The organism is Cupriavidus sp. OV096 (assembly GCF_900115455.1).
Lineage (GTDB): Bacteria > Pseudomonadota > Gammaproteobacteria > Burkholderiales > Burkholderiaceae > Cupriavidus.
Map to the genome: position 1 here is coordinate 255,702 of NZ_FOWM01000002.1, position 20,160 is coordinate 275,861.

Genomic DNA, 20,160 nt, shown 5'->3' on the forward strand with positions numbered 1-20,160 from the left:
GCCATCCCCCTGATCTCTCTGACCTATCAGAAGGCCCTTCGAAGATGAAGAAAATCGCCGCTTTCCTCGCCACCGTCGCCGCCGTGGGCGGTCTGCTGATGACTGCGCCCGCAGCCATGGCCGCACCGGCCGAGGGCAAGGACTACACGGTGCTGAAGTCGCCCCAGCCGGTACCGGCGGGCAAGATCGAAGTGACCGAGTTCTTCTGGTACGGCTGCCCGCACTGCTACGACTTCGAGCCCGAACTGGAAGCCTGGGTCAGCAAGCAGGGCAAGGACGTGGTGTTCAAGCGCGTGCCGGTAGCCTTCCGCGACGACCTGCTGCCGCACACCAAGATCTTCTATGCGCTGGAGTCGCTGGGCAAGCTGGACGCCCTGCACGGCAAGGTGTTCGAGGCGATCCACAAGGACCGCAAGCGCATGCTGACCACCGACGAAATCGCCGATTTCATGGCCAAGAACGGCATCGACCGCAAGCAGTGGCTCGATACCTACAACTCGTTCACGGTGACCACGAACGCCCAGCGCGCCAACAAGATCGCCGATTCGTACAAGATCGAGGGTGTGCCGACCGTGGTGGTGCAGGGCAAGTACGAGACCTCCCCGAGCATTGCCGGCACCAAGCCGGCTGCCATCCAGGCCATGGATTTCCTGGTCACGGGCGTGCGCGCGAAGAAGCTCTGATCCGCGCGGCATGACCCCGACGGCCCGGTGCGCGAGAAGCGTGCCGGGCCGTTTTGCTTGATCCGGGCCGTTCTCCCTCCGAATTCACTATATTGATCCGATGCGACCCCTGAAAGTCTTCCTTACCGGCGCATCGAGCGGCATCGGCCAGGCGCTGGCGCGCGCCTACGCGGCGCAGGGCGCCGTACTCGGGCTGGTAGGCCGGCGCGAAGAGGCCCTGCGCGACTTCGCCGCCTCCCTGCCCAACCCCAACGCCGTGCGCATCTATGCGGCCGATGTGCGCGATGCGGACGCCATGCACGCCGCCGCCACCGATTTTCTCGACCATTTCGGCTGCCCCGATGTGGTGATCGCCAACGCGGGGATCTCCGTGGGCACCGTGGCCAGCGAGCGCGAGGACCTGGACGACTTCCGCCTGGTCATGGACACCAACTGGTTCGGCACCCTGACCACCTTCCAGCCTTTCCTGCACCCGATGCGCGAGCGCGCGCCCGGCGTCGGCGGCTGGCGCGGCACGCTGGTCGGTATCGCCAGCGTGGCCGGCGTGCGCGGCCTGCCCGGCGGCGGGGCCTACAGCGCCTCGAAGTCCGCCGTGGTGAAGCTGCTGGAAAGCCTCCGGCTGGAGCAGGCGCGGCACCGCATCCGCGTGGTGACCATCGCGCCCGGCTATATCCGCACGCCGATGACGGCGCACAACCCGTACCGCATGCCGTTCCTGATGGATGCCGACGTCTTCGCGCGCAAGGCCATCCGCCGGATTGCCGCCGGCACGCGCTACAAGGTGATTCCGTGGCAGATGGGGGTGGTGGCGTCGATCCTGCACGTGATGCCGCTGTGGCTCTACGACAAGCTGTTCGCCCGCGCGCCGCGCAAGCCGCGCAAGGCAGACCGCGCCGGTGGGGGAGACGCCTGATGCGGACCGACGCCCTCGGGCAGGCCCACGGCCCGGCCAGTGGCGAGGTCCGCATCGCCTCGCTGGTGCCGTCCGTGACCGAGCTGCTGTTCGATCTCGGCCTGGCCGACCAGATGGTGGCCCGCACCGGCTTCTGCATCCATCCCGAACCGGCGGTGCGGGCGGTGGAGAAGGTCGGCGGGACCAAGGACGTCAAGCTGGACAAGCTGCGGGCGCTGGCGCCGACCCACGTGGTGGTCAATATCGACGAGAACCGGCGCGAAACCGTGGACGAGATCCGCACCTTCGTGCCGCACGTGATCGTCACCCACCCGTGCGCGCCCGAGGACAACTTCGCGCTGTACCGGCTGCTCGGTGGCATTTTCAACAAAGTGCAACAGTCGGAGGGGCTGGCGCAGGCGCTCCAGGCCGAACTCGACGCGATCCGCGCCCGTCGCTGGCCGGCGCGCACCGTGCTGTACGCGATCTGGCAGGACCCGTGGATGACGGTGTCGCGCGCCACCTATATCAGCAGGATGCTGGCGCTGGTGAATTGGGCCACCTGGCCCGATGACGGCGCGGACCTCGCGGCCTGCGTCGATGGGGATTGCAGCCGGCCGAATGCGCCCGGCGAGCGCTATCCCACCTTCCGCTGGAGCGACGCGCTGGTGCGCGAACTGGACGCTGTGCTGCTGTCGACCGAGCCATACCGCTTCACCGAGGACCATGCCGATGCGCTCGAGCGCCAGATCGGCAGGCCGGTGATGCTGGTCGATGGCGAGATGCTGTCCTGGTACGGCAGCCGCGCCGTGGCCGGCGTGCGCTACCTCAGGACGCTTGCCGAGTCGTTCTGACTCGTCCTAATCCGTTCTGATCCTCAGACCGTCCGGAAGCGGATGATCCCGTCATCGCCGCATTCGCGCACAAGTTGCCCGCGATGCCAGAGCGCGTGCAGGTGCGCCAGCGCCTCGCCCATCGCGAAGGTCAGCTGGTGGATGTCGAACTGGCGCCGGAAGATCACGCCGACGATGTCGTGCGCATGGCACGGCTTCTCGGCGCAGGCGGCCAGCGTCTCGGCCAGCCGGTCCACATGGTGCTCCTGCAACTGGCGGATGCGGGTATGCAGGTTGCGGAACGGGCGGCCGTGCGACGGCAGGATCAGTACGTCAGCCGGCAGGTCTTCGTACTTGTTCAATGAGTCGAGGTAGAGCTGGAGCGGATTGGCCTCCGGCTCCATGTCGAACACGCTGACGTTGGTCGAGATGCGCGGCAGCACCATGTCGCCCGAGATCAGTACATTGGTGGCGGCGTTGTAGAGCGCCACGTGCTCCGGGGCATGGCCGAAGCCGGTGATCACGCGCCAGCCGGCCGTGGCCGGATCGGCGCCGATGGTCACGGTGTCCTCGTCCATCAGGCGGCGGTATTGTGTCGGCACGTCGGGCACCATCGACGGATAGTAGGCTTTGCGGCCGCGCAGTTTTTCGAGGTTGTCCGGGTCGGTCAGGCCGTGGCGGGCGAAGTGGCTCGCCGCGAAGTCACCGCCGGCATTCGAGCCGACGCCGCTGCCGCCGGACATCACGCGCGCGGTCATGTAGTCGCCCAGGCTCATCCACAGCCGCACGTCCCAGTGCTTGCAGAGCCAGTGCGCCAGGCCCACGTGGTCCGGGTGGCAATGGGTCACCAGCACGCGCAGCACGGGCAGGCCGTCCAGCTCGTTGGCGAAGATGGTCTCCCAATGCCCCTTGATGATGTCGTTGGTGATGCCGCAGTCGATGATGGTCCAGCCGTCCTGCCCGTCCAGGCGGTCGCGCAGGAGCCACAGGTTGATGTGGTCGAGCGCGAAGGGCAGCGGCATGCGCAGCCAGTAGACGCCGGGCGCCACTTCCTGGCGCGTGCCGGGCGCCGGCATGGTCTCGTCAAACGGGTAGTGGAGCTGGCTTTCGAGTGCGTTCATGGGGCTTGTCTCGGTCGAATCTGGCGCCTTCGGGTGCAGCGGGGCACCGGGCGCTCTGTGGGGTCATGTTGTCCAGTCATTGTCAGCGGCGGCACTTGACGCTAACGTTAACGTCAATCGTCGCGGCCTGCTCGTCATCTTAGACCAAAACTTGACCGTACAACGAACGACCGTTCACTTTCCTGGGCGCACCATGCCGGCACAGCCATCCTCCGCCACCTACACCATTACCGACCTCGCGCGCGAGTTCGACGTCACCCCGCGCGCGATCCGGTTCTACGAGGATCAGGGCCTGCTCTCGCCTGACCGCGAGGGCCCGGGCGGCCGCAAGCGCGTCTATAACGGACGCGAGCGCACCCGCCTCAAGCTCACGCTGCGCGGCAAAAGGTTAGGGCTCACTCTCAACGAGATTCGCGAAATTCTGGATCTCTACGAGTCGCCACGCGATACCGCGCCGCAGTTGGAGCGTTTCCTGGGCGCCCTGTCGCAGCATCGGGACGTTCTGGAGCGCCAGATGGAAGACCTCCAGGCCCAGCTTGCCGAGATCGACCAGCACGAGCGCCATTGCCGGGCGCTGCTAGCGGCACATGGCGAAGCCCCCAAGACCAGAACCGCCTGATGCCGCACTTTCAGCCATCCGCCTTCGGATGGAATTGACGTTTACGTAAACGTCAATAAAATACGCCCCACAACACCGACACGAACAGACAGGAGACCGACATGACCGAACTGCCAGGCCTGAGATTCGATCTGGGCGAGGACATCGAGATGCTGCGCGCCTCCGTGCGCAGTTGGGCGCAGGCCGAACTGGCGCCGCGCGCGGCCGAGATCGACCGGTCGGACCAGTTCCCGATGGATGCCTGGAAGAAGATGGGCGACCTCGGCGTGCTGGGCATCACCGTGGCCGAGGAGTACGGCGGCGCGAACATGGGCTACCTCGCCCATATGATCGCGATGGAGGAGATCAGCCGCGCGTCGGCGTCGGTCGGGCTGTCCTACGGCGCGCACTCGAATCTGTGCGTGAACCAGATCCACCGCAATGGCTCGGCCGCCCAGAAGGCGAAATACCTGCCCAAGCTGGTGTCGGGGGACTGGATCGGCGCGCTGGCGATGAGCGAGCCGAACGCGGGCTCGGACGTGGTCAGCATGAAGCTGCGGGCCGACAGGGTTGGCGGACCCGGGGGCGACCGCTACGTGCTGAACGGCACCAAGATGTGGATCACCAACGGGCCGGACTGCGACGTGCTGGTGGTCTACGCCAAGACCGAGCCGGACCTCGGCGCGCGCGGCATGACGGCCTTCATCGTCGAGAAAGGCATGAAGGGCTTCTCGGTGGCGCAGAAGCTGGACAAGCTGGGCATGCGCGGCTCCCACACGGGCGAACTGGTGTTCGAGGACGTCGAGGTGCCGGTGGAGAACATCCTCGGCGCCGAAAATGGCGGCGCCAAGGTGCTGATGAGCGGGCTCGACTACGAGCGCGCGGTGCTGTCCGGCGGCCCGGTCGGCATCATGCAGGCGTGCATGGACGTGGTGACGCCGTACATCCACGACCGCAAGCAGTTCGGCCAGAGCATCGGCGAGTTCCAGCTGATCCAGGGCAAGGTGGCGGACATGTACACCACGCTCCAGGCCGCGCGCAGCTATTTGTATACCGTGGGCAAGAACCTGGACTCGCTGGGCAGCGGCCACGTGCGCCAGGTCCGCAAGGACTGCGCGGCGGTGATCTTGTACACGGCGGAAAAGGCCACGTGGATGGCCGGCGAGTCGGTGCAGATCCTCGGCGGGAACGGCTATATCAACGACTATCCCACCGGCCGGCTGTGGCGCGATGCCAAGCTGTACGAGATTGGCGCGGGTACGTCGGAGATCCGCCGGATGCTGATCGGCCGGGAGCTGTTTGCCGAGACGATGTGATCGAATGTGATCTATCGTCAACCCATCCGACGCTAGCGAACCCCTTTACAATTCCCTGACCCCTTACCGCAGCCGCCGCCTCGAACATGTCGCACTTCCCCAAGCTGCTCTCGTCGCAGATTGCCTACGATGTGGCGCGGACCATGCTGGACGGCTTCGACAAGCACTACCGGCTGTTCCGCGAGGTCAGCCACGCGGCCAAGCTGCGTTTCGAGGCAGGGGATTGGCACGGGCTGCAGCAACTCCAGCGCGATCGCATCGCGTTCTATAACGAGCGCGTGCGCGAGACCACGGTGATCCTCGAGGACGAGTACGACGCCGCGCGGATCGAGGACGGCATCTGGCAGCAGATCAAGCTGCACTACATCGGCCTGCTGACCAGGCACCACCAGCCAGAACTGGCCGAGACCTTCTTCAACTCGGTCTGCACCCGCATCCTGCACCGCTCGTACTTCAATAACGATTTCATCTTCGTGCGGCCAGCGATCTCGACCGAGTACATCGAGAACGAGGAATCGCCGATGCGGCCCACCTATCGCGCCTACTACCCGGGCAGCCGCGAGGGCATGGCCGCCTGTTTCGAGCGGATGGTGCACAACTACCAGCTGGAGCGGCCGTTCGAGGATCTGGCGCGGGACATCGGCTACGTGGTGCGCGCCTTCGCCGAGCACCTGGGCGAGGCGCGGATTGCGCCGAACTTCCAGATTCATGCGCTATCGTCGCTGTTCTTCCGCAACAAGGCCGCCGTCATCGTCGGCCGGGTGCTGAACGGCGACCAGACCTACCCGCTGGCGATCCCGATCATCCACGGCCCGACCGGCCAGCTCGTGCTGGACACCGTGCTGCTGCGCCCGGAACAGCTGCTGATCCTGTTCTCGTTCTCGCACGCTTATTTCATGGTCGACATGGAGATTCCGTCGGCCTACGTGACCTTCCTGCGCGACATCCTGCCGCGCAAGCCGCGCGGGGAGATCTACACCGCGCTGGGGTTGCAGAAGCAGGGCAAGAACCTGTTCTACCGCGACTTCCTCCACCATCTCCAGCATTCGTCGGACAAGTTCGTGGTCGCGCCCGGCATCCGGGGCCTGGTGATGCTGGTGTTCACGCTGCCGTCGTTCCCGTACGTGTTCAAGGTCATCCGCGATGCCTTCGCGCCGCCCAAGGAAACCACGCGCGCGCTGGTGGAGTCGAAGTACCAGCTCGTGAAGCAGCACGACCGGGTCGGGCGCATGGCCGATACGCTCGAGTACTCCGACGTGGCCTTCCCGCTGTCGCGCTTCGACGAATCGCTGGTGCGCGAGCTGGAAGCCCACGCGCCGTCGATGATCGAGTACCAGCGAGGCCGCGACGGCGGGCAGGAGATCGTGGTGCGCCACGTCTATATCGAGCGCCGCATGACGCCGCTCAACCTGTGGCTCCAGGAGGGCACCGACGAGCAGGTCGAGCACGGCATCGTCGAGTACGGCAACGCGGTCAAGGAACTGATCGCCGCCAATATCTTCCCGGGCGACATGCTCTACAAGAACTTTGGCGTCACGCGCCACGGGCGCGTGGTGTTCTACGACTATGACGAGATCGAATACCTGACCGATTGCAACATCCGCCGCGTGCCCGAGCCGCGCAACGAGGAGGAGGAAATGTCGGGCGAGGTGTGGTACACCGTACGTCCGCACGACATCTTTCCGGAAACGTTCCGCACGTTCCTGCTCGGCGACCCACGCGTGCGCGCCGCCTTCCTGCGGCACCACGAGGATTTCTTCGATGCTGCCATGTGGCAGCACCATAAGGACCGGCTGATGGCCGGACACGTCCATGACTTTTTTGCCTATCAGAGTAAAGACCGCTTTATCCACCGCTACGGCCCCGGCGCCGACGACCACCCCACAGATCTTCCAAGGAGGGCGGCATGACTGATGCCATCGCGCAACTGTTCAAGAACAACCGCGACTGGGTGGACCGCGTCAACGCGGAAGACCCCACCTTCTTCACGCGACTGGCCAACCAGCAGGCCCCCGAGTACCTGTGGATCGGCTGTTCCGATTCGCGCGTGCCGGCCAACCAGATCCTCGGACTGGCGCCGGGCGAGGTGTTCGTCCATCGCAATATCGCCAATGTGATCTCGCACAGCGACCTGAACGCGCTGTCCGTGCTCCAGTTCGCCGTGGAGGTGCTCAAGGTGCGTCACATCACCGTGGTGGGCCACTACGGCTGCGGTGGCGTCAAGGTAGCGCTCAAGCGCGAGCGCGTCGGCCTGGCCGACAACTGGCTGCGCCACGTGCAGGATGTGGCCGACAAGCACGCCGCCTACCTCGGCACGGTGCTGCGCGAGGACGATGCCCACACGCGGCTGTGCGAGCTGAACGTGATCGAACAGGTCAACAACGTCTGCCAGACCACGGTGCTCCAGGACGCCTGGGACCGTGGCCAGGCCGTGACGGTGCATGGCTGGGTCTACGGCGTGTCCGATGGCCTGCTGCGCGACCTCGGCATGGCCGCCAGCAGCAATGAGGAATTGCACGAACAACTGGCCGCGGCCTATCGCCAGTACGGCGACCCCCCGCAGGCTTCGATCCGCTGATTTCAAGACAGTACGAACCGGTATTCAGGAGACAACCATGCAAGACCCGATCGTCATCGTATCCGCCGCCCGCACGCCCATGGGCGCGTTCCAGAGCGAGTTGAGCAGCCTGACGGCGCCGCAGCTCGGCGCCGCGGCCATCCGCGCCGCCGTGGAGCGCGCCGGCCTGAAGCCGGAGCAGGTGCAGGAAGTGGTGTTCGGCTGCGTGCTGCCGGCCGGGCAGGGGCAGGCGCCCGCGCGCCAGGCGGCGCTCGGCGCCGGGCTGCCGCTGGACGTGGCCTGTACCACGGTCAACAAGATGTGCGGATCGGGCATGCGCGCGGCGATGACGGTCTTCGACGGCCTGCTGGCCGGTTCGTTCGAGATCGCCATCGCGGGCGGCATGGAAAGCATGACCAACGCGCCGTACCTGATTCCGAAAGGGCGCGGCGGCTACCGCATCGGTCACGGCATGATCTATGACCACATGATGCTCGATGGCCTGGAAGATGCCTACTCTCGTGACGAAAAAGGCGGGGGCCGCGCGATGGGCACCTTCGGCGAGGACTGCGCCGCCAAGTACGCGTTCACCCGCGCCCAGCAGGACGAATTCGCGATGGAGTCCGTGCGCCGCGCCCAGCAGGCCACCGAGAGCGGCGCCTTCCGCTGGGAAATCACGCCGGTCACGGTGTCGGGCAAGGGCGGCGACACGGTGATCGACACCGATGAAGGCCCGCGCCGCATCAAGGTGGACAAGATCCCGTCGCTGAAGCCGGCCTTCGCCAAGGACGGCACGATCACGGCGGCCTCGTCATCGTCGATCAACGACGGCGCCGCCGCGCTGGTGATGATGCGCGAATCGACCGCGAAGTCGCTCGGCCTGCAGCCGCTGGCGCGCATGCTCGGCCATACCTCGCACGCGCAGGCGCCGGGCTGGTTCACCACGGCGCCCGTGGAAGCCATCGCCAAGCTCTACCGCAAGCTGGACTGGACCACCGACAGCGTGGACCTGTTCGAGATCAACGAGGCCTTCGCCGTGGTGCCGATGGCGGCCATGCACGACCTCAAGATTCCGCGCGACAAGGTCAACATCCACGGCGGCGCCTGCGCGCTGGGCCATCCGATCGGCGCCTCGGGCGCGCGCATCATGACCACGCTGATCGGCGCGCTGCGCAAGACCGGCGGCAAGCGCGGCGTGGCCAGCCTCTGCATCGGCGGCGGCGAGGCCACGGCGGTCGGCATCGAAATCGTCTGATCCTTCCAACCTCGCCTACCCACACGACAGGAGTCCTCCCATGCCCACAGCCCTCGTCCTTGGCGCCTCGCGCGGTCTCGGTCTCGAGTTTGTCCGCCAGTACCGTGCCGACGGCTGGCGCGTCATCGCCGCCGCCCGCAGCGACGAGGGCGTGGCAGCGCTCAAGGCGCTCGGCGCCGAGGCCCACCAGCTGGACCTGACCGACGCCGGCGCGCTGGCCGGGCTGGGCTGGAAGCTGGATGGCGAGTCGTTCGACGTGGCGATCTACAACGCCGGCGTGATCGGCCCGCGCAGCGAAGGCGCGCAACCGGTCACGCGCGAGGACTTCGACGGCGTGATGCACACCAACGTGCTCGGTCCGATGATGGCCCTGCCGCTGATCCTGCCGTTCGTCGAGACTGGCAACCACGGGCGTGGCGGCGTGCTGGCCGTGCTGTCGTCGCGCATGGGCAGCATCGGCGCGATGGACAGCAACCGCAGCTGGCTCTACCGCGTCAGCAAGGCCGGCGCCAACGCCGCCCTGAAGGCGGTCTCGCTGGACGCGCGCCATGCGATCTGCGTGGCGCTGCATCCCGGCTGGGTGCAGACCGACATGGGCGGCCCCAAGGCCGACCTCACGCCGCAGCAGAGCGTGACCGGCCTGCGCCGCACGCTGGCCGGCCTGACCCAGCGCGACAACGGCAGCTTCCACAACTACGACGGCACCCCGCTCCCCTGGTAAGGGGAGGGAGACAAAGGACACCGGACACCATGCTGCTGACTCCCGAACAGGAAATGATCCGCGATGCCGTGCGGCAGTTCGCGCAGGACGTCATCGCCCCGCAGGCGGCGCAGTGGGACCGCGACAAGACCTTTCCGAAGGCCGTGCACAAGGAGCTGGCCGCGCTCGGCTGCTACGGCGTGGCCGTGCCGGAGGAACTGGGCGGGGCGGGGCTCGACTATCTGTCGCTGGCGCTGATCCTCGAGGAGATTGCCGCCGGGGATGGTGGCACCTCCACCGTCATCAGCGTGAACAACTGCCCGGTGTGCAGCATGCTGATGGCCTTCGCCAACGACGCGCAGAAGCAGCAATGGCTGGCCCCGCTGGCGCGCGGCGAGATGCTGGGCGCCTTCTGCCTGACCGAGCCGCACGTCGGCTCGGACGCCGCCGCGCTGCGCACCACCGCCCGGCGTGACGGCGACCACTACGTGCTCAACGGCGTGAAGCAGTTCATCACCAGCGGCAAGCACGCCGACGTGGCCATCGTCATGGCCGTGACCGACAAGGCTGCTGGCAAGCGCGGCATCAGCGCCTTCCTGGTGCCCACGTCCACGCCCGGCTACGTGGTGGCGCGCATCGAGGACAAGCTCGGCCAGCATTCGTCCGATACCGCCCAGATCGTGTTCGAGGACTGCCGCATCCCGGCTGAGAACCTGCTGGGCGAGGAGGGCGCCGGCTACAAGATGGCGCTGTCCGGGCTCGAAGGCGGGCGCATCGGCATTGCCTCGCAGAGCATCGGCATGGCCCGCGCCGCGTTCGACGCCGCGCTGGCTTACGCGAAGGAGCGGGAAAGCTTCGGCCAGCCGCTGTTCCAGCATCAGGCCGTGCAGTTCCGGCTGGCCGACATGGCCACCCGCATCGACGTGGCGCGCCAGATGGTCTGGCACGCGGCGACGCTCAAGGATGCCGGCCGCCCGTGCCTGAAGGAAGCCGCGATGGCCAAGCTGTTCGCCAGCGAGATGGCCGAGGCGGTCTGCTCGGACGCCATCCAGGTCTTCGGCGGCTACGGCTATGTGACCGATTTCCCGGTCGAGCGCATCTACCGGGACGTGCGCGTGTGCCAGATCTACGAAGGCACGAGCGACATCCAGAAGATCCTCATCGCCCGCGCGCTCGGCTGAGCGCGGGCGGGAAGCGTACTATCGGCAATCGTACTTGTACTATTGGCAATCGCCGTCGCAGTTCCTAGTTCCTGACCCCAACGCAAGCGAATCTGACCTGGAGCCCCCTTCGCCATGACCGCACCGATCGACTTCTACTTCGATTTTTCCTCGCCCTACGGCTACTTCGCCAGCACCCGCATCGACGAGATCGCGCAGAAGTACGGCCGATACGTGGCGTGGCATCCGATCCTGCTGGGCGTGGTGTTCAAGACGACGGGCTCGTCGCCGCTGCCGAGCATCCCGCTCAAGGGCGAATACTGCTGGCGCGACTTCGAGCGCACCGCCGAATTCCACCACATCGACTACAAGCGCCCGACCCACTTCCCGCTGCCCACCCAGCACGCCGCGCGCGCGGTGCTGTGGCTGCAGAACCACCATGGCGCCGATGTGGCCACGGCGTTCGCCAAGGCCGTGTACCGGGCGCTGTTCGTCGATGACCTCAATATCGCCGAGCCGGCGGAGCTGGCCAAGCTGGCCGAGCCGCTGGGCGTCGACCCCATCGCCATGAACGAGGGCGCCACCAGCTACCAGATCAAGGACCAGCTCAAGGCCGAGATCGAGGTGGCGATGGCCAAGGGCGTGTTCGGCTCGCCGTTCGTGATCATCGACGGGGAGCCGTTCTGGGGCTTCGACCGCTTCGAGCAGGTGGAGTCCTACCTCAAGAGCCGGCGGCAGACGGCACAGACCCCGCTGCGCGCCGTCGGCGGCAATGACATCACCAAGGAAAAGAAACCCGCATGACCGCAGCAACCCAGGCCCCCGTGCAGCCCTCCGCCTTCGATTGCGTGATCTTCGACTGTGACGGCGTGCTCGTCGACAGCGAGCCCATCGTCCACCGCGTGCTCAACGAGATGCTCAACGAGCTGGGCATCGCCATCTCGCTGGAGGAGTCGAAGCGCTGGTTCCTCGGCCGCGCCGTGCGCGACGAGCTGGGGAACATCGAACGCCGGTTGGGCAAGCCGCTGCCCGAGAACTGGCTGTCGACGTGGCTCGCGCGCCGCAACCAGGTGCTGGAGGCCGAGGTGGTGGCCGTGCCGCACGTGCGCGAGGCCATCGAGGCCATCACCGCGCGCGGCCTGCCCGTGTGCGTGGCTTCCGGCGCGGACCGCATCAAGGTGAAGCTGCAACTGACGCGCACCGGGCTGGTCGAGCTGTTCCAGCAGGACACGCGCGAGCACATCTTCTCCTCCACCGAGGTCGAGCGCAGCAAGCCGGCGCCGGACGTCTACCTGCTGGCCGCGCGCACGATGAGTGTCGATCCGTCGCGCTGCGTGGTGGTGGAAGACAGCCCCACCGGCGTGACGGCCGGCGTGGCGGCGGGCATGACCGTGCTCGGCTACGCCGCGCTGAACGACGCCCGCGAGCTGCGCGAAGCCGGCGCACGCGCCATCTTCACTGACATGCGCCAACTGCCGGAGCTGATCGGATGAGTCCAAGCCGCCCTCAGCGCGCCGGTCCCGAGCCTTGCCCGTGCGGCCATGCCGACTACGCCGCGTGCTGCGGGCGCTTTCATCGCGGCGAGGCGCTGCCGCCGAACGCCGAGGCGCTGATGCGCTCGCGCTACAGCGCCTACGTCAAGGGGCTGGTGGACTGGCTGCGCCAGACCTGGCACGCCACCACCTGCCCGAACGACCTGGCCCCGGAGCGCGAGACGCGCTGGCTCGGGCTGACGGTCAAGGCCCACGCCCAGCAGGACGACACCCACGCCATCGTCGAATTCGTCGCCCGTTACAAGGTGGGTGGCCGCGCGTGGCGGCTGCATGAGCGCAGCCGCTTTGTGTTCGAGCCGCGCGAGGCCGGGGAGACGCCGCGCTGGCTCTATGTCGATGGCGAGATGCTCGGGCAGGATCAGGGGTAGGGATTGGCAGGGAAGCGGTAAGCGGGAACGAGACAAAGAACAGGACGAGACATGCCCACGCTGGAAACCAAACTGAACGCACGCTCGGAAGCCTTCAAGGCCAACGCCGAGGCCATGCAGGCGCTGGTGGCGGACCTCAAGGCCCGCATCGCCAAACTGGCCGAAGGCGGCGGCGAAGCCGCCCGCGCCAAGCACCTGGGTCGCGGCAAGCTGCTGCCGCGCGACCGCGTGCAGCAACTGCTCGATCCGGGCACCCCGTTCCTGGAGCTGTCGCAACTGGCCGCGTACGAGATGTACGACGACGCCGCGCCCGGCGCCGGCATCATCACCGGCATCGGCCGGGTGGCCGGGCAGGAGTGCGTGATCGTCTGCAACGACGCCACGGTCAAGGGCGGCACCTACTACCCGATCACGGTCAAGAAGCACGTGCGCGCGCAGGAAATCGCCGAAGAGAACAACCTGCCGTGCATCTATCTGGTCGATTCGGGCGGCGCCAACCTGCCCAATCAGGACGATGTCTTCCCGGACCGCGACCACTTCGGCCGCATCTTCTACAACCAGGCCAACCTGTCCGCCAAGGGCATCCCGCAGATCGCCGTGGTGATGGGTTCCTGCACGGCCGGCGGCGCCTACGTGCCGGCGATGAGCGACGAGTCGATCATCGTCAAGGACCAGGGCACGATCTTCCTGGGCGGCCCGCCGCTGGTGAAGGCGGCCACCGGCGAGGAAGTCAGCGCCGAGGACCTGGGCGGCGCGGACGTCCACACCCGGCTGTCCGGCGTGGCCGACTACTTCGCCCAGAACGACCACCACGCGCTGTCGCTGGCGCGCAATATCGTCCAGCACCTGAACCGGCGCAAGCCGGACCAGATCCGCCTGCACGAGCCGACGCCGCCGCTGTATCCCACCGAAGAACTCTACGGCGTGATCCCCACCGACACGCGCAAGCCCTACGACGTGCGCGAGGTCATCGCCCGCCTCGTCGATGGCTCGGAATTCGACGAATTCAAGGCACGCTACGGCACCACGCTGGTCTGCGGCTTCGCGCGGATCTGGGGCTACCCGGTCGGCATCATCGCCAACAACGGCATCCTGTTCTCGGAGTCGGCGCTCAAGGGCGCGCACTTCATCGAGCTGTGCTGCCAGCGCAAGATCCCGCTGGTGTTCCTGCAGAACATCACCGGCTTCATGGTCGGCCGCAAGTACGAGAACGAAGGCATTGCCCGCAATGGCGCCAAGATGGTGACCGCCGTGGCCACGGCGCAGGTGCCGAAGTTCACGGTCATCATCGGCGGCTCGTTCGGCGCCGGCAACTACGGCATGTGCGGCCGGGCCTACTCGCCGCGCTTCCTGTGGATGTGGCCGAACGCGCGGATTTCGGTGATGGGCGGCGAGCAGGCGGCCAGCGTGCTGGCTACGGTGCGGCGCGATGGCATCGAGGGGCGCGGCGGCAAGTGGAGCGCCGATGAGGAAGAGGCGTTCAAGCAGCCCATCCGCGACCAGTACGAGCATCAGGGCCATCCGTACTACGCCAGCGCGCGGCTCTGGGACGATGGCGTCATCGACCCGGCGCAGACGCGCACCGTGCTCGGCCTGGGCCTGTCCGCCAGCCTCAACGCGCCCATCGGCGACATGAAGTTCGGCGTGTTCCGGATGTAGGCCCGCCAGTCAGCCACGTTTTTGCCGTACCCGTTTCGACCTTTCCCTCACCGCATTTTTTCTGGTCTGACCATGTTGCGCCTTGCCCCCCTCGTTCGCGGCGTTGCCGTCGCGCTGGCCTGCGTCACGCTGTGCGGGGCGGCCGTCGCCCAGTCGGCACTGGCCGCGCTGCCGCCGCGCACGATCGAGCGCGTGGTGATGGTGCCCAAGGCCGGCGCGGACGCCAACGTGGACCTGGAGACGACCATTTTCCGGCCCGCCGCCGATGGCCGCTACCCGCTGGTGGTGATCAACCACGGCAAGGCGCCCGGCAAGCCCGCCTACCAGGGCCGCGCGCGCTTTGCCGCGCAGAGCGCGGAGTTCGTGCGGCGCGGCTACGTGGTGGCGCTGCCGATGCGGCAGGGCTTCTCGAAGTCCGGCGGCGCCTACGTGGGCGGTAGCTGCAACATCAGCGCCAACGGCATGGCGCAGGCCGAGGATGTCATCGCCGCGCTCGACTACCTCGTGCAGCAGCCCTATGTGGACCCGACCCGCATCGTGGTGATCGGTCAGTCGCATGGCGGGCTCTCGACCATGGCGCTGTCCGCCATCGGCTATCCGGGCGTGCGCGGCGTGGTCAACTTCGCCGGCGGCCTGCGCAATGCCGCGTGCGCCGGCTGGGAGAACAACCTGATCGATGCGTTCGGCGACTACGGTCGCACGGCGCGCTACCCGTCGCTCTGGTTCTACGGCGACAACGACAGCTTCTGGCCCTGGCCGCTGCCCGAGCGGCTGTACAACAACTACAAGGCGACCGCGAGCGGCCCGGCCGCCGACGCGCGCTTCGTCGACGTGGGCGAGTTCGAGGGCGACTCCCACAAGCTGTTCAGCAGCCGCCACGGCATCGCGCTGTGGCTGCCCGAGGTGGACGCCTTCTTCCACCATATCGGCATGCCGTTCGACGACGCGCCGGAAGACCCGCCCAAGCCAGCCGGCGCCACCGAGCGCGCCTCCTGACACCCCCATCGATGCCCCGGAGACAGAGACCATGCACTTCACCACGCTGAACGTGACCGCCGCGCACCACGTTGCCACGGTCACGCTGAACCGCCCGGACGTGCGCAACGCGTTCAACGAAACCGTGATTGCCGAGGTGACCGGCGCGTTCCGCGCGCTGGGCGATACCCCCGACGTGCGCGCCATCGTGCTGGCAGGCACCGGCCCGGCCTTCTGCGCGGGTGCGGACCTGAACTGGATGAAGAAGATGGCCGGCTACACGGACGACGAGAACCGTGCCGATGCCCTGACGCTGGCCCAGATGCTCCACACCATCTGGGCCTGCCCCAAGCCGGTGATCGCCCGCATCCACGGCGACACCTACGCGGGTGGCGTGGGCCTGGTGGCCGCGTGCGACATCGCCGTGGCCGCCGAACCGGCCAACTTCTGCCTGTCCGAGGCCAAGCTCGGCCTGCTGCCGGCCACCATCAGCCCCTATGTGATCCGGGCGATGGGCGAGCAGGCCGCGCGGCGCTACTTCATCACGGCGGAGCGGTTCGACGCCGCCGAGGCGCTGCGGCTCGGCTTCGTCCATGCCGTGGTGCCGGCTGCACAACTGGACGCCAAGGTGGCCGAGGTGGCCGCCGCGCTGGTCGCCAACAGCCCCAACGCCGTGCGCGAGAGCAAGCGGCTGGTGCAGGAAGTGGCGGGGCGGGCCATCGACAACGACCTGCTGGCCGACACCGCGAACCGGATCGCGGCGATCCGCGCGTCCGAGGAAGGGCGCGAGGGCGTGCGGTCTTTCCTCGAAAAACGCGCGCCGGCCTGGCGTCCGCAATGATTTTTCTGCCGATTTGTTTCGGGACGATGCCGGACGTTAGCGGCTGGAAGCCCGAATGGGGCGGCGCGCGCGTCACCGCATCCGCCAACATCGCGCAACCTCGGTCAAGTTGCCGCTAACGTGCCGGGGCAGCCCGGTTTGCCAAGTCCCCAAGGACCTTCCTACCATGAGCCTCCCCATTCCGTCCTGCTTGCCAGCGCGCCCCGGCCTCGTCCGGCGTGGCGCCGGCGTGGACGGACAACAAAGGAGGCTTCCCTTGGAACATCCGGAACACCTTTCTTCCCCAGCGGCTGACGGATCACTCGCCGCGCGCAGCCAGCGCGCCGTGTGGCACCCGTGCACGCGCCTGCGGCCCGACGCGGGCGCCAACGAGCCGCCGCTGGCCATCGCACGCGGCGAGGGCCCGTGGCTGATCGACACCGACGGCCGCCGCTACTTCGACGCCATCAGTTCGTGGTGGGTCAACCTGTTCGGCCACGCCAACCCGGTCATCAACGCCGCGCTGGCGGACCAGATGCAGACGCTCGAACACGTGATGCTGGCCGGCTGCACGCACGCGCCGGCCGTGGCGCTGGCCGAGCGGCTGTCCGCGCTCACCGGCGGGGCGCTCGGCAACACCTTCTATGCGTCCGATGGCGCGTCGGCGGTGGAGATCGCGCTCAAGATGAGCTTCCACTATTGGCACAACACCGGCCTGCCGGCCAAGCGCGAGTTCGTGTGCCTGCGCCACGGCTACCACGGCGAGACGGTGGGCGCGCTGGCCGTGACCGATGTGGAGATCTTCCGCGACGCCTACGCCCCGCTCACGCGCCGCGCCCATGTGGTGATGTCGCCGGACGCCCGCCAGGCCAATCCCGGCGAGAGCGCCGCCGATGTCGCCACCCGCGCGCTGGCCGACCTGGAAGCGCTGCTGCGCGAACGCGCCGGCCAGATCGCCGCGCTGATCGTCGAGCCGCTGGTGCAGGGCGCCGCCGGCATGGCGATGTATGACCCGTCCTATCTGGAAGGCGCCCGGGCGCTGTGCGACCGCTATCGCGTGCACCTGATTGCCGACGAGATTGCCGTGGGCTGTGGCCGCACCGGCACCTTCTTCGCCTGGGAGCAGGCGCGCGAGCGTCAGGAGGGTGAAGCCTTGCCCGCCCACGCGTGGCCAGACTTTCTGTGCCTGTCGAAGGGCATCAGCGGCGGCTACCTGCCGCTCTCGCTGGTGCTGTCGCGGCCGGAGATCCAGCGCGCCTTCGTCGCCGACGACATCGCGCGCAGCTTCCTCCATTCGCACTCGTACACGGGCAACCCGCTGGCCTGCCGCGCCGCGCTGGCCACGCTCGACCTGTTCGACGCGGAAGACGTGCTCGCCCGCAACCGCGAGCGCGCCCGCTGGCTGGCCGACGCCATGGCGCCGCTGGCCGCCGACCCGCGCCTCGTCAACGTGCGCCAGCGCGGCATGATCTGGGCTGCCGATGTGGACCCGGAGGTCGCCGGCGCCGATTTCGCGTCGCGCTTCCATCTGGCCGCGCGCGAACAGGGCGTGCTGGCGCGCCCCATCGGCAACACCCTCTATCTGATGCCGCCGTACGTGTTCGACCAGCAACTCGCCGAATGGCTGGGCGAGCAGCTGCTCACCACGCTGCACGCGGTGGCGGGACCGATGCCGGAGGTGCGCCATGCTGCTTGAGCAACTGACCCGCGCCGCCGCCGACCGCGAAGCCCAGGCGCTCACGCGCCGGCGCCGCATCGCCCACACGGCCTGCGCGCCGCACCAGTCGGTCGGCGCCATCGACGCCAGGCCGGTGCCGCTGCTGACCTTCAGCAGCAATGACTACCTCGGGCTGGCCAACCATCCGGCGATTGCCGAGGCGCTGGCCGATGGCGCGCGTCGCTATGGCGCCGGCAGCGGGGCTTCCCACCTCGTCAGCGGCCATTCGATTGCGCACGCCCAACTCGAACAGGAACTGGCGCGGTGGCTGGCGCCGCATATCCCGCAGGCGCAGGCGCTGTACTTCTGCACTGGCTACATGGCGAACCTTGCCGTGCTGACCTCGCTCGGCACCGCCGGCGCGACGCTGTTTTGCGAGACGCTGAACCACGCCTCGCTGATCGACGGGGCCCGGCTGGCCCGAGCCGATGTGCAGCGTTATCCGCATGGCGATCTCGCCGCGCTGGACGCCCAGCTCGCCGCCCACACCGGCGGCCTGAAGCTGATCGTTACCGACAGCGTGTTCAGCATGGATGGCGATATCGCGCCGCTGGCTGGCCTGCTGGCGCTGGCCGAACGCCACGATGCGTGGATCATCGTCGACGATGCCCACGGCTTCGGCGCGTTGGGCGAGAACGGGCGGGGCGTGCTGGAGCACCTCGGCCTGCGCTCGGAACGGCTGATCTATATCGGCACGCTGGGCAAGGCCGCCGGCGTGGCCGGGGCGTTCGTGGCGGCGCACGCCACGATCATCGAGCATCTGGTGAACACCGCGCGCCCCTATATCTATACGACGGCGGCGCCGCCGGCCGTGGCGCACGCGCTGCTGACGAGCCTGGCGATCATCGCCGGTGAGGAAGGGCGCCAACGCCGCGCGCAGCTTGGCGGGCTGATTGCCACGCTGCGCGACGGACTGGCCCGGCTGGCCGCGCAGGCCGGCTGGACGCTGGGCGAAAGCGACACGGCGATCCAGCCGCTGATCGTCGGTGACAACGCCGCCGCGCTGGCGCTGTCTGCCGCGCTGGAGGCCGAGGGCATCCGCGTGGGCGCCATCCGGCCGCCGACTGTGCCGGCCGGCACCGCGCGGCTGCGCATCACGCTGTCCGCCTCGCACACCGCGCAGGACGTGCAGCGGCTGCTCGATGCCATCGCGCGGGCCATCCCGCACCGGGAGGCCGCATGACGGATATCGACAAGGCGCAGAAGAAGCCCGGCCGCGTGGCCTGCTTCGTCACCGGCACCGATACGGGCGTCGGCAAGACCCACGCCACGGCCACGCTGCTGCACGCGCTGCACGCGGCGGGCTACACCACTGTCGGCATGAAGCCGGTGGCGAGTGGCGGCGAGTGGCTGGACGAGCGCTGGCAGAACGACGACGTGGAGCAGTTGCGCGCCGCCGGCTCGGTGATCGTGCCGCAGGAGGAGATGTGCCCGTTCCTGATGCGCACGCCGGTTTCTCCGCACCTGGCGGCGGCCATGGAAGGGCTGCGCATCACGCGCGAGCCGATCCAGGCCGCGTTCGCGTCGCTGCGCCATCGCGCCGAAGCCGTGGTGGTGGAGGGCGTGGGCGGCTTCCAGGTGCCGCTCGACGTGGGCGCCGCGCGCTGGAACACCGCCGACCTGGCCGAAATGCTCAACGTGCCCGTAGTGATGGTGGTGGGCGTCCGGCTTGGCTGCCTGAACCACGCGATGCTGACCGCCGACGCGGTGCGGGCGCGCGGGCTCACGCTGGCCGGCTGGATCGCCAACCGCATCGACCCCGACATGCTGCTGCCGCACGAGAACATCGCCACGCTGCACGACGCGCTCGGCGCGCCCTGCCTGGGCGAGCTGCCCTGGCAGGTGGCCCCCGCCGTGGCGGCGACGGAACTCGACCTCGCCCCGCTGCTGGCCAGCATGCCGCCGCATATCCGATACACCGCCGTGGCCCAGTCCGCTGACTGAGCCCCGACT

20 protein-coding genes are annotated in these 20,160 nt (G+C 68.0%); 19 read left to right on the forward strand and 1 reads right to left on the reverse strand.

Features of this window, described 5'->3' with window-relative positions; translation table 11 throughout:
- Positions 1 to 44: 44 nt before the first annotated feature.
- The 3 genes from BM115_RS05120 (at position 45) to BM115_RS05130 (ending at position 2,429) form a co-directional block, all read left to right on the forward strand.
- On the forward strand, positions 45 to 683 hold the full coding sequence (locus BM115_RS05120; protein ID WP_092291317.1) for a thiol:disulfide interchange protein DsbA/DsbL: 639 nt from the start codon (positions 45 to 47) through the stop codon (positions 681 to 683).
- Between the two features lie 100 nt (positions 684 to 783).
- On the forward strand, positions 784 to 1,596 hold the full coding sequence (locus BM115_RS05125; protein ID WP_092291319.1) for an SDR family oxidoreductase: 813 nt from the start codon (positions 784 to 786) through the stop codon (positions 1,594 to 1,596).
- On the forward strand, positions 1,596 to 2,429 hold the full coding sequence (locus BM115_RS05130; RefSeq protein WP_092291321.1) for a helical backbone metal receptor: 834 nt from the start codon (positions 1,596 to 1,598) through the stop codon (positions 2,427 to 2,429). Before BM115_RS05125 ends, BM115_RS05130 begins: the two co-directional genes overlap by 1 nt.
- A gap of 23 nt (positions 2,430 to 2,452) precedes the next feature.
- Here the strand turns inward: BM115_RS05130 and BM115_RS05135 are convergent, their stop codons facing one another.
- Positions 2,453 to 3,529 (reverse strand): MBL fold metallo-hydrolase, encoded by a 1,077-nt coding sequence (locus BM115_RS05135; protein WP_092291323.1) that lies wholly within the window; start codon positions 3,527 to 3,529, stop codon positions 2,453 to 2,455.
- A gap of 193 nt (positions 3,530 to 3,722) precedes the next feature.
- Between BM115_RS05135 and BM115_RS05140 the strand changes: the two genes are divergently transcribed.
- From BM115_RS05140 to bioD, 16 genes are all read left to right on the forward strand, one after another.
- Positions 3,723 to 4,148, forward strand: a complete 426-nt coding sequence (locus BM115_RS05140; RefSeq protein ID WP_092292091.1) for a MerR family transcriptional regulator — start codon at positions 3,723 to 3,725, stop codon at positions 4,146 to 4,148.
- Between the two features lie 101 nt (positions 4,149 to 4,249).
- Positions 4,250 to 5,443, forward strand: coding sequence for an isovaleryl-CoA dehydrogenase (locus BM115_RS05145; protein WP_092291325.1), 1,194 nt, complete (start codon positions 4,250 to 4,252; stop codon positions 5,441 to 5,443).
- A gap of 86 nt (positions 5,444 to 5,529) precedes the next feature.
- The gene (gene aceK / locus BM115_RS05150) at positions 5,530 to 7,353 is read left to right on the forward strand and encodes a bifunctional isocitrate dehydrogenase kinase/phosphatase (RefSeq protein WP_092291327.1); all 1,824 of its coding nucleotides are present in this window, start codon (positions 5,530 to 5,532) and stop codon (positions 7,351 to 7,353) included.
- Positions 7,350 to 8,021: a carbonate dehydratase gene (gene can, locus BM115_RS05155; RefSeq protein WP_092291329.1), complete on the forward strand. Its 672-nt coding sequence runs from the start codon at positions 7,350 to 7,352 to the stop codon at positions 8,019 to 8,021. Before aceK ends, can begins: the two co-directional genes overlap by 4 nt.
- Positions 8,022 to 8,058: 37 nt before the next feature.
- Positions 8,059 to 9,255 (forward strand): acetyl-CoA C-acetyltransferase, encoded by a 1,197-nt coding sequence (locus BM115_RS05160; RefSeq protein ID WP_092291331.1) that lies wholly within the window; start codon positions 8,059 to 8,061, stop codon positions 9,253 to 9,255.
- 40 nt (positions 9,256 to 9,295) lie between these two features.
- Positions 9,296 to 9,976: an SDR family oxidoreductase gene (locus BM115_RS05165; RefSeq protein WP_092291333.1), complete on the forward strand. Its 681-nt coding sequence runs from the start codon at positions 9,296 to 9,298 to the stop codon at positions 9,974 to 9,976.
- 29 nt (positions 9,977 to 10,005) lie between these two features.
- Positions 10,006 to 11,136, forward strand: a complete 1,131-nt coding sequence (locus BM115_RS05170) for an acyl-CoA dehydrogenase family protein (RefSeq protein ID WP_092291335.1) — start codon at positions 10,006 to 10,008, stop codon at positions 11,134 to 11,136.
- Between the two features lie 114 nt (positions 11,137 to 11,250).
- Complete coding sequence (locus BM115_RS05175; RefSeq protein ID WP_092291337.1) at positions 11,251 to 11,919, forward strand: 2-hydroxychromene-2-carboxylate isomerase; 669 nt, start codon at positions 11,251 to 11,253, stop codon at positions 11,917 to 11,919.
- Entirely contained in the window at positions 11,916 to 12,608 is a 693-nt protein-coding gene (locus tag BM115_RS05180) for an HAD family hydrolase (protein WP_092291339.1), read from the forward strand. The genes BM115_RS05175 and BM115_RS05180 overlap by 4 nt, the downstream gene beginning before the upstream one ends.
- On the forward strand, positions 12,605 to 13,036 hold the full coding sequence (locus BM115_RS05185) for a YchJ family metal-binding protein (protein WP_092291341.1): 432 nt from the start codon (positions 12,605 to 12,607) through the stop codon (positions 13,034 to 13,036). Before BM115_RS05180 ends, BM115_RS05185 begins: the two co-directional genes overlap by 4 nt.
- Positions 13,037 to 13,087: 51 nt before the next feature.
- Positions 13,088 to 14,695, forward strand: a complete 1,608-nt coding sequence (locus BM115_RS05190) for a carboxyl transferase domain-containing protein (protein WP_092291343.1) — start codon at positions 13,088 to 13,090, stop codon at positions 14,693 to 14,695.
- Between the two features lie 72 nt (positions 14,696 to 14,767).
- Entirely contained in the window at positions 14,768 to 15,691 is a 924-nt protein-coding gene (locus BM115_RS05195; RefSeq protein WP_092291345.1) for a dienelactone hydrolase family protein, read from the forward strand.
- A 31-nt stretch (positions 15,692 to 15,722) separates the two neighbouring features.
- On the forward strand, positions 15,723 to 16,511 hold the full coding sequence (locus BM115_RS05200) for an enoyl-CoA hydratase/isomerase family protein (RefSeq protein WP_092291347.1): 789 nt from the start codon (positions 15,723 to 15,725) through the stop codon (positions 16,509 to 16,511).
- A 256-nt stretch (positions 16,512 to 16,767) separates the two neighbouring features.
- On the forward strand, positions 16,768 to 18,186 hold the full coding sequence (gene bioA / locus BM115_RS05205; RefSeq protein ID WP_369823458.1) for an adenosylmethionine--8-amino-7-oxononanoate transaminase: 1,419 nt from the start codon (positions 16,768 to 16,770) through the stop codon (positions 18,184 to 18,186).
- Complete coding sequence (gene bioF / locus BM115_RS05210; protein ID WP_092291351.1) at positions 18,176 to 19,390, forward strand: 8-amino-7-oxononanoate synthase; 1,215 nt, start codon at positions 18,176 to 18,178, stop codon at positions 19,388 to 19,390. The genes bioA and bioF overlap by 11 nt, the downstream gene beginning before the upstream one ends.
- On the forward strand, positions 19,387 to 20,151 hold the full coding sequence (bioD, locus tag BM115_RS05215; protein ID WP_092291353.1) for a dethiobiotin synthase: 765 nt from the start codon (positions 19,387 to 19,389) through the stop codon (positions 20,149 to 20,151). Before bioF ends, bioD begins: the two co-directional genes overlap by 4 nt.
- Positions 20,152 to 20,160 lie beyond the last annotated feature (9 nt).

Excerpts from the sequence above, each read along its gene's own strand:
- BM115_RS05120 (WP_092291317.1), top strand. The coding sequence starts at position 45 with ATGAAGAAAATCGCCGCTTTCCTCGCCACCGTCGCCGCCGTGGGCGGT.
- BM115_RS05125 (WP_092291319.1), top strand. The coding sequence starts at position 784 with ATGCGACCCCTGAAAGTCTTCCTTACCGGCGCATCGAGCGGCATCGGC.
- BM115_RS05130 (WP_092291321.1), top strand. The coding sequence starts at position 1,596 with ATGCGGACCGACGCCCTCGGGCAGGCCCACGGCCCGGCCAGTGGCGAG.
- BM115_RS05135 (WP_092291323.1), bottom strand. The coding sequence starts at position 3,529 with ATGAACGCACTCGAAAGCCAGCTCCACTACCCGTTTGACGAGACCATG.
- BM115_RS05140 (WP_092292091.1), top strand. The coding sequence starts at position 3,723 with ATGCCGGCACAGCCATCCTCCGCCACCTACACCATTACCGACCTCGCG.
- BM115_RS05145 (WP_092291325.1), top strand. The coding sequence starts at position 4,250 with ATGACCGAACTGCCAGGCCTGAGATTCGATCTGGGCGAGGACATCGAG.
- aceK (WP_092291327.1), top strand. The coding sequence starts at position 5,530 with ATGTCGCACTTCCCCAAGCTGCTCTCGTCGCAGATTGCCTACGATGTG.
- can (WP_092291329.1), top strand. The coding sequence starts at position 7,350 with ATGACTGATGCCATCGCGCAACTGTTCAAGAACAACCGCGACTGGGTG.
- BM115_RS05160 (WP_092291331.1), top strand. The coding sequence starts at position 8,059 with ATGCAAGACCCGATCGTCATCGTATCCGCCGCCCGCACGCCCATGGGC.
- BM115_RS05165 (WP_092291333.1), top strand. The coding sequence starts at position 9,296 with ATGCCCACAGCCCTCGTCCTTGGCGCCTCGCGCGGTCTCGGTCTCGAG.
- BM115_RS05170 (WP_092291335.1), top strand. The coding sequence starts at position 10,006 with ATGCTGCTGACTCCCGAACAGGAAATGATCCGCGATGCCGTGCGGCAG.
- BM115_RS05175 (WP_092291337.1), top strand. The coding sequence starts at position 11,251 with ATGACCGCACCGATCGACTTCTACTTCGATTTTTCCTCGCCCTACGGC.
- BM115_RS05180 (WP_092291339.1), top strand. The coding sequence starts at position 11,916 with ATGACCGCAGCAACCCAGGCCCCCGTGCAGCCCTCCGCCTTCGATTGC.
- BM115_RS05185 (WP_092291341.1), top strand. The coding sequence starts at position 12,605 with ATGAGTCCAAGCCGCCCTCAGCGCGCCGGTCCCGAGCCTTGCCCGTGC.
- BM115_RS05190 (WP_092291343.1), top strand. The coding sequence starts at position 13,088 with ATGCCCACGCTGGAAACCAAACTGAACGCACGCTCGGAAGCCTTCAAG.
- BM115_RS05195 (WP_092291345.1), top strand. The coding sequence starts at position 14,768 with ATGTTGCGCCTTGCCCCCCTCGTTCGCGGCGTTGCCGTCGCGCTGGCC.
- BM115_RS05200 (WP_092291347.1), top strand. The coding sequence starts at position 15,723 with ATGCACTTCACCACGCTGAACGTGACCGCCGCGCACCACGTTGCCACG.
- bioF (WP_092291351.1), top strand. The coding sequence starts at position 18,176 with ATGCTGCTTGAGCAACTGACCCGCGCCGCCGCCGACCGCGAAGCCCAG.
- bioD (WP_092291353.1), top strand. The coding sequence starts at position 19,387 with ATGACGGATATCGACAAGGCGCAGAAGAAGCCCGGCCGCGTGGCCTGC.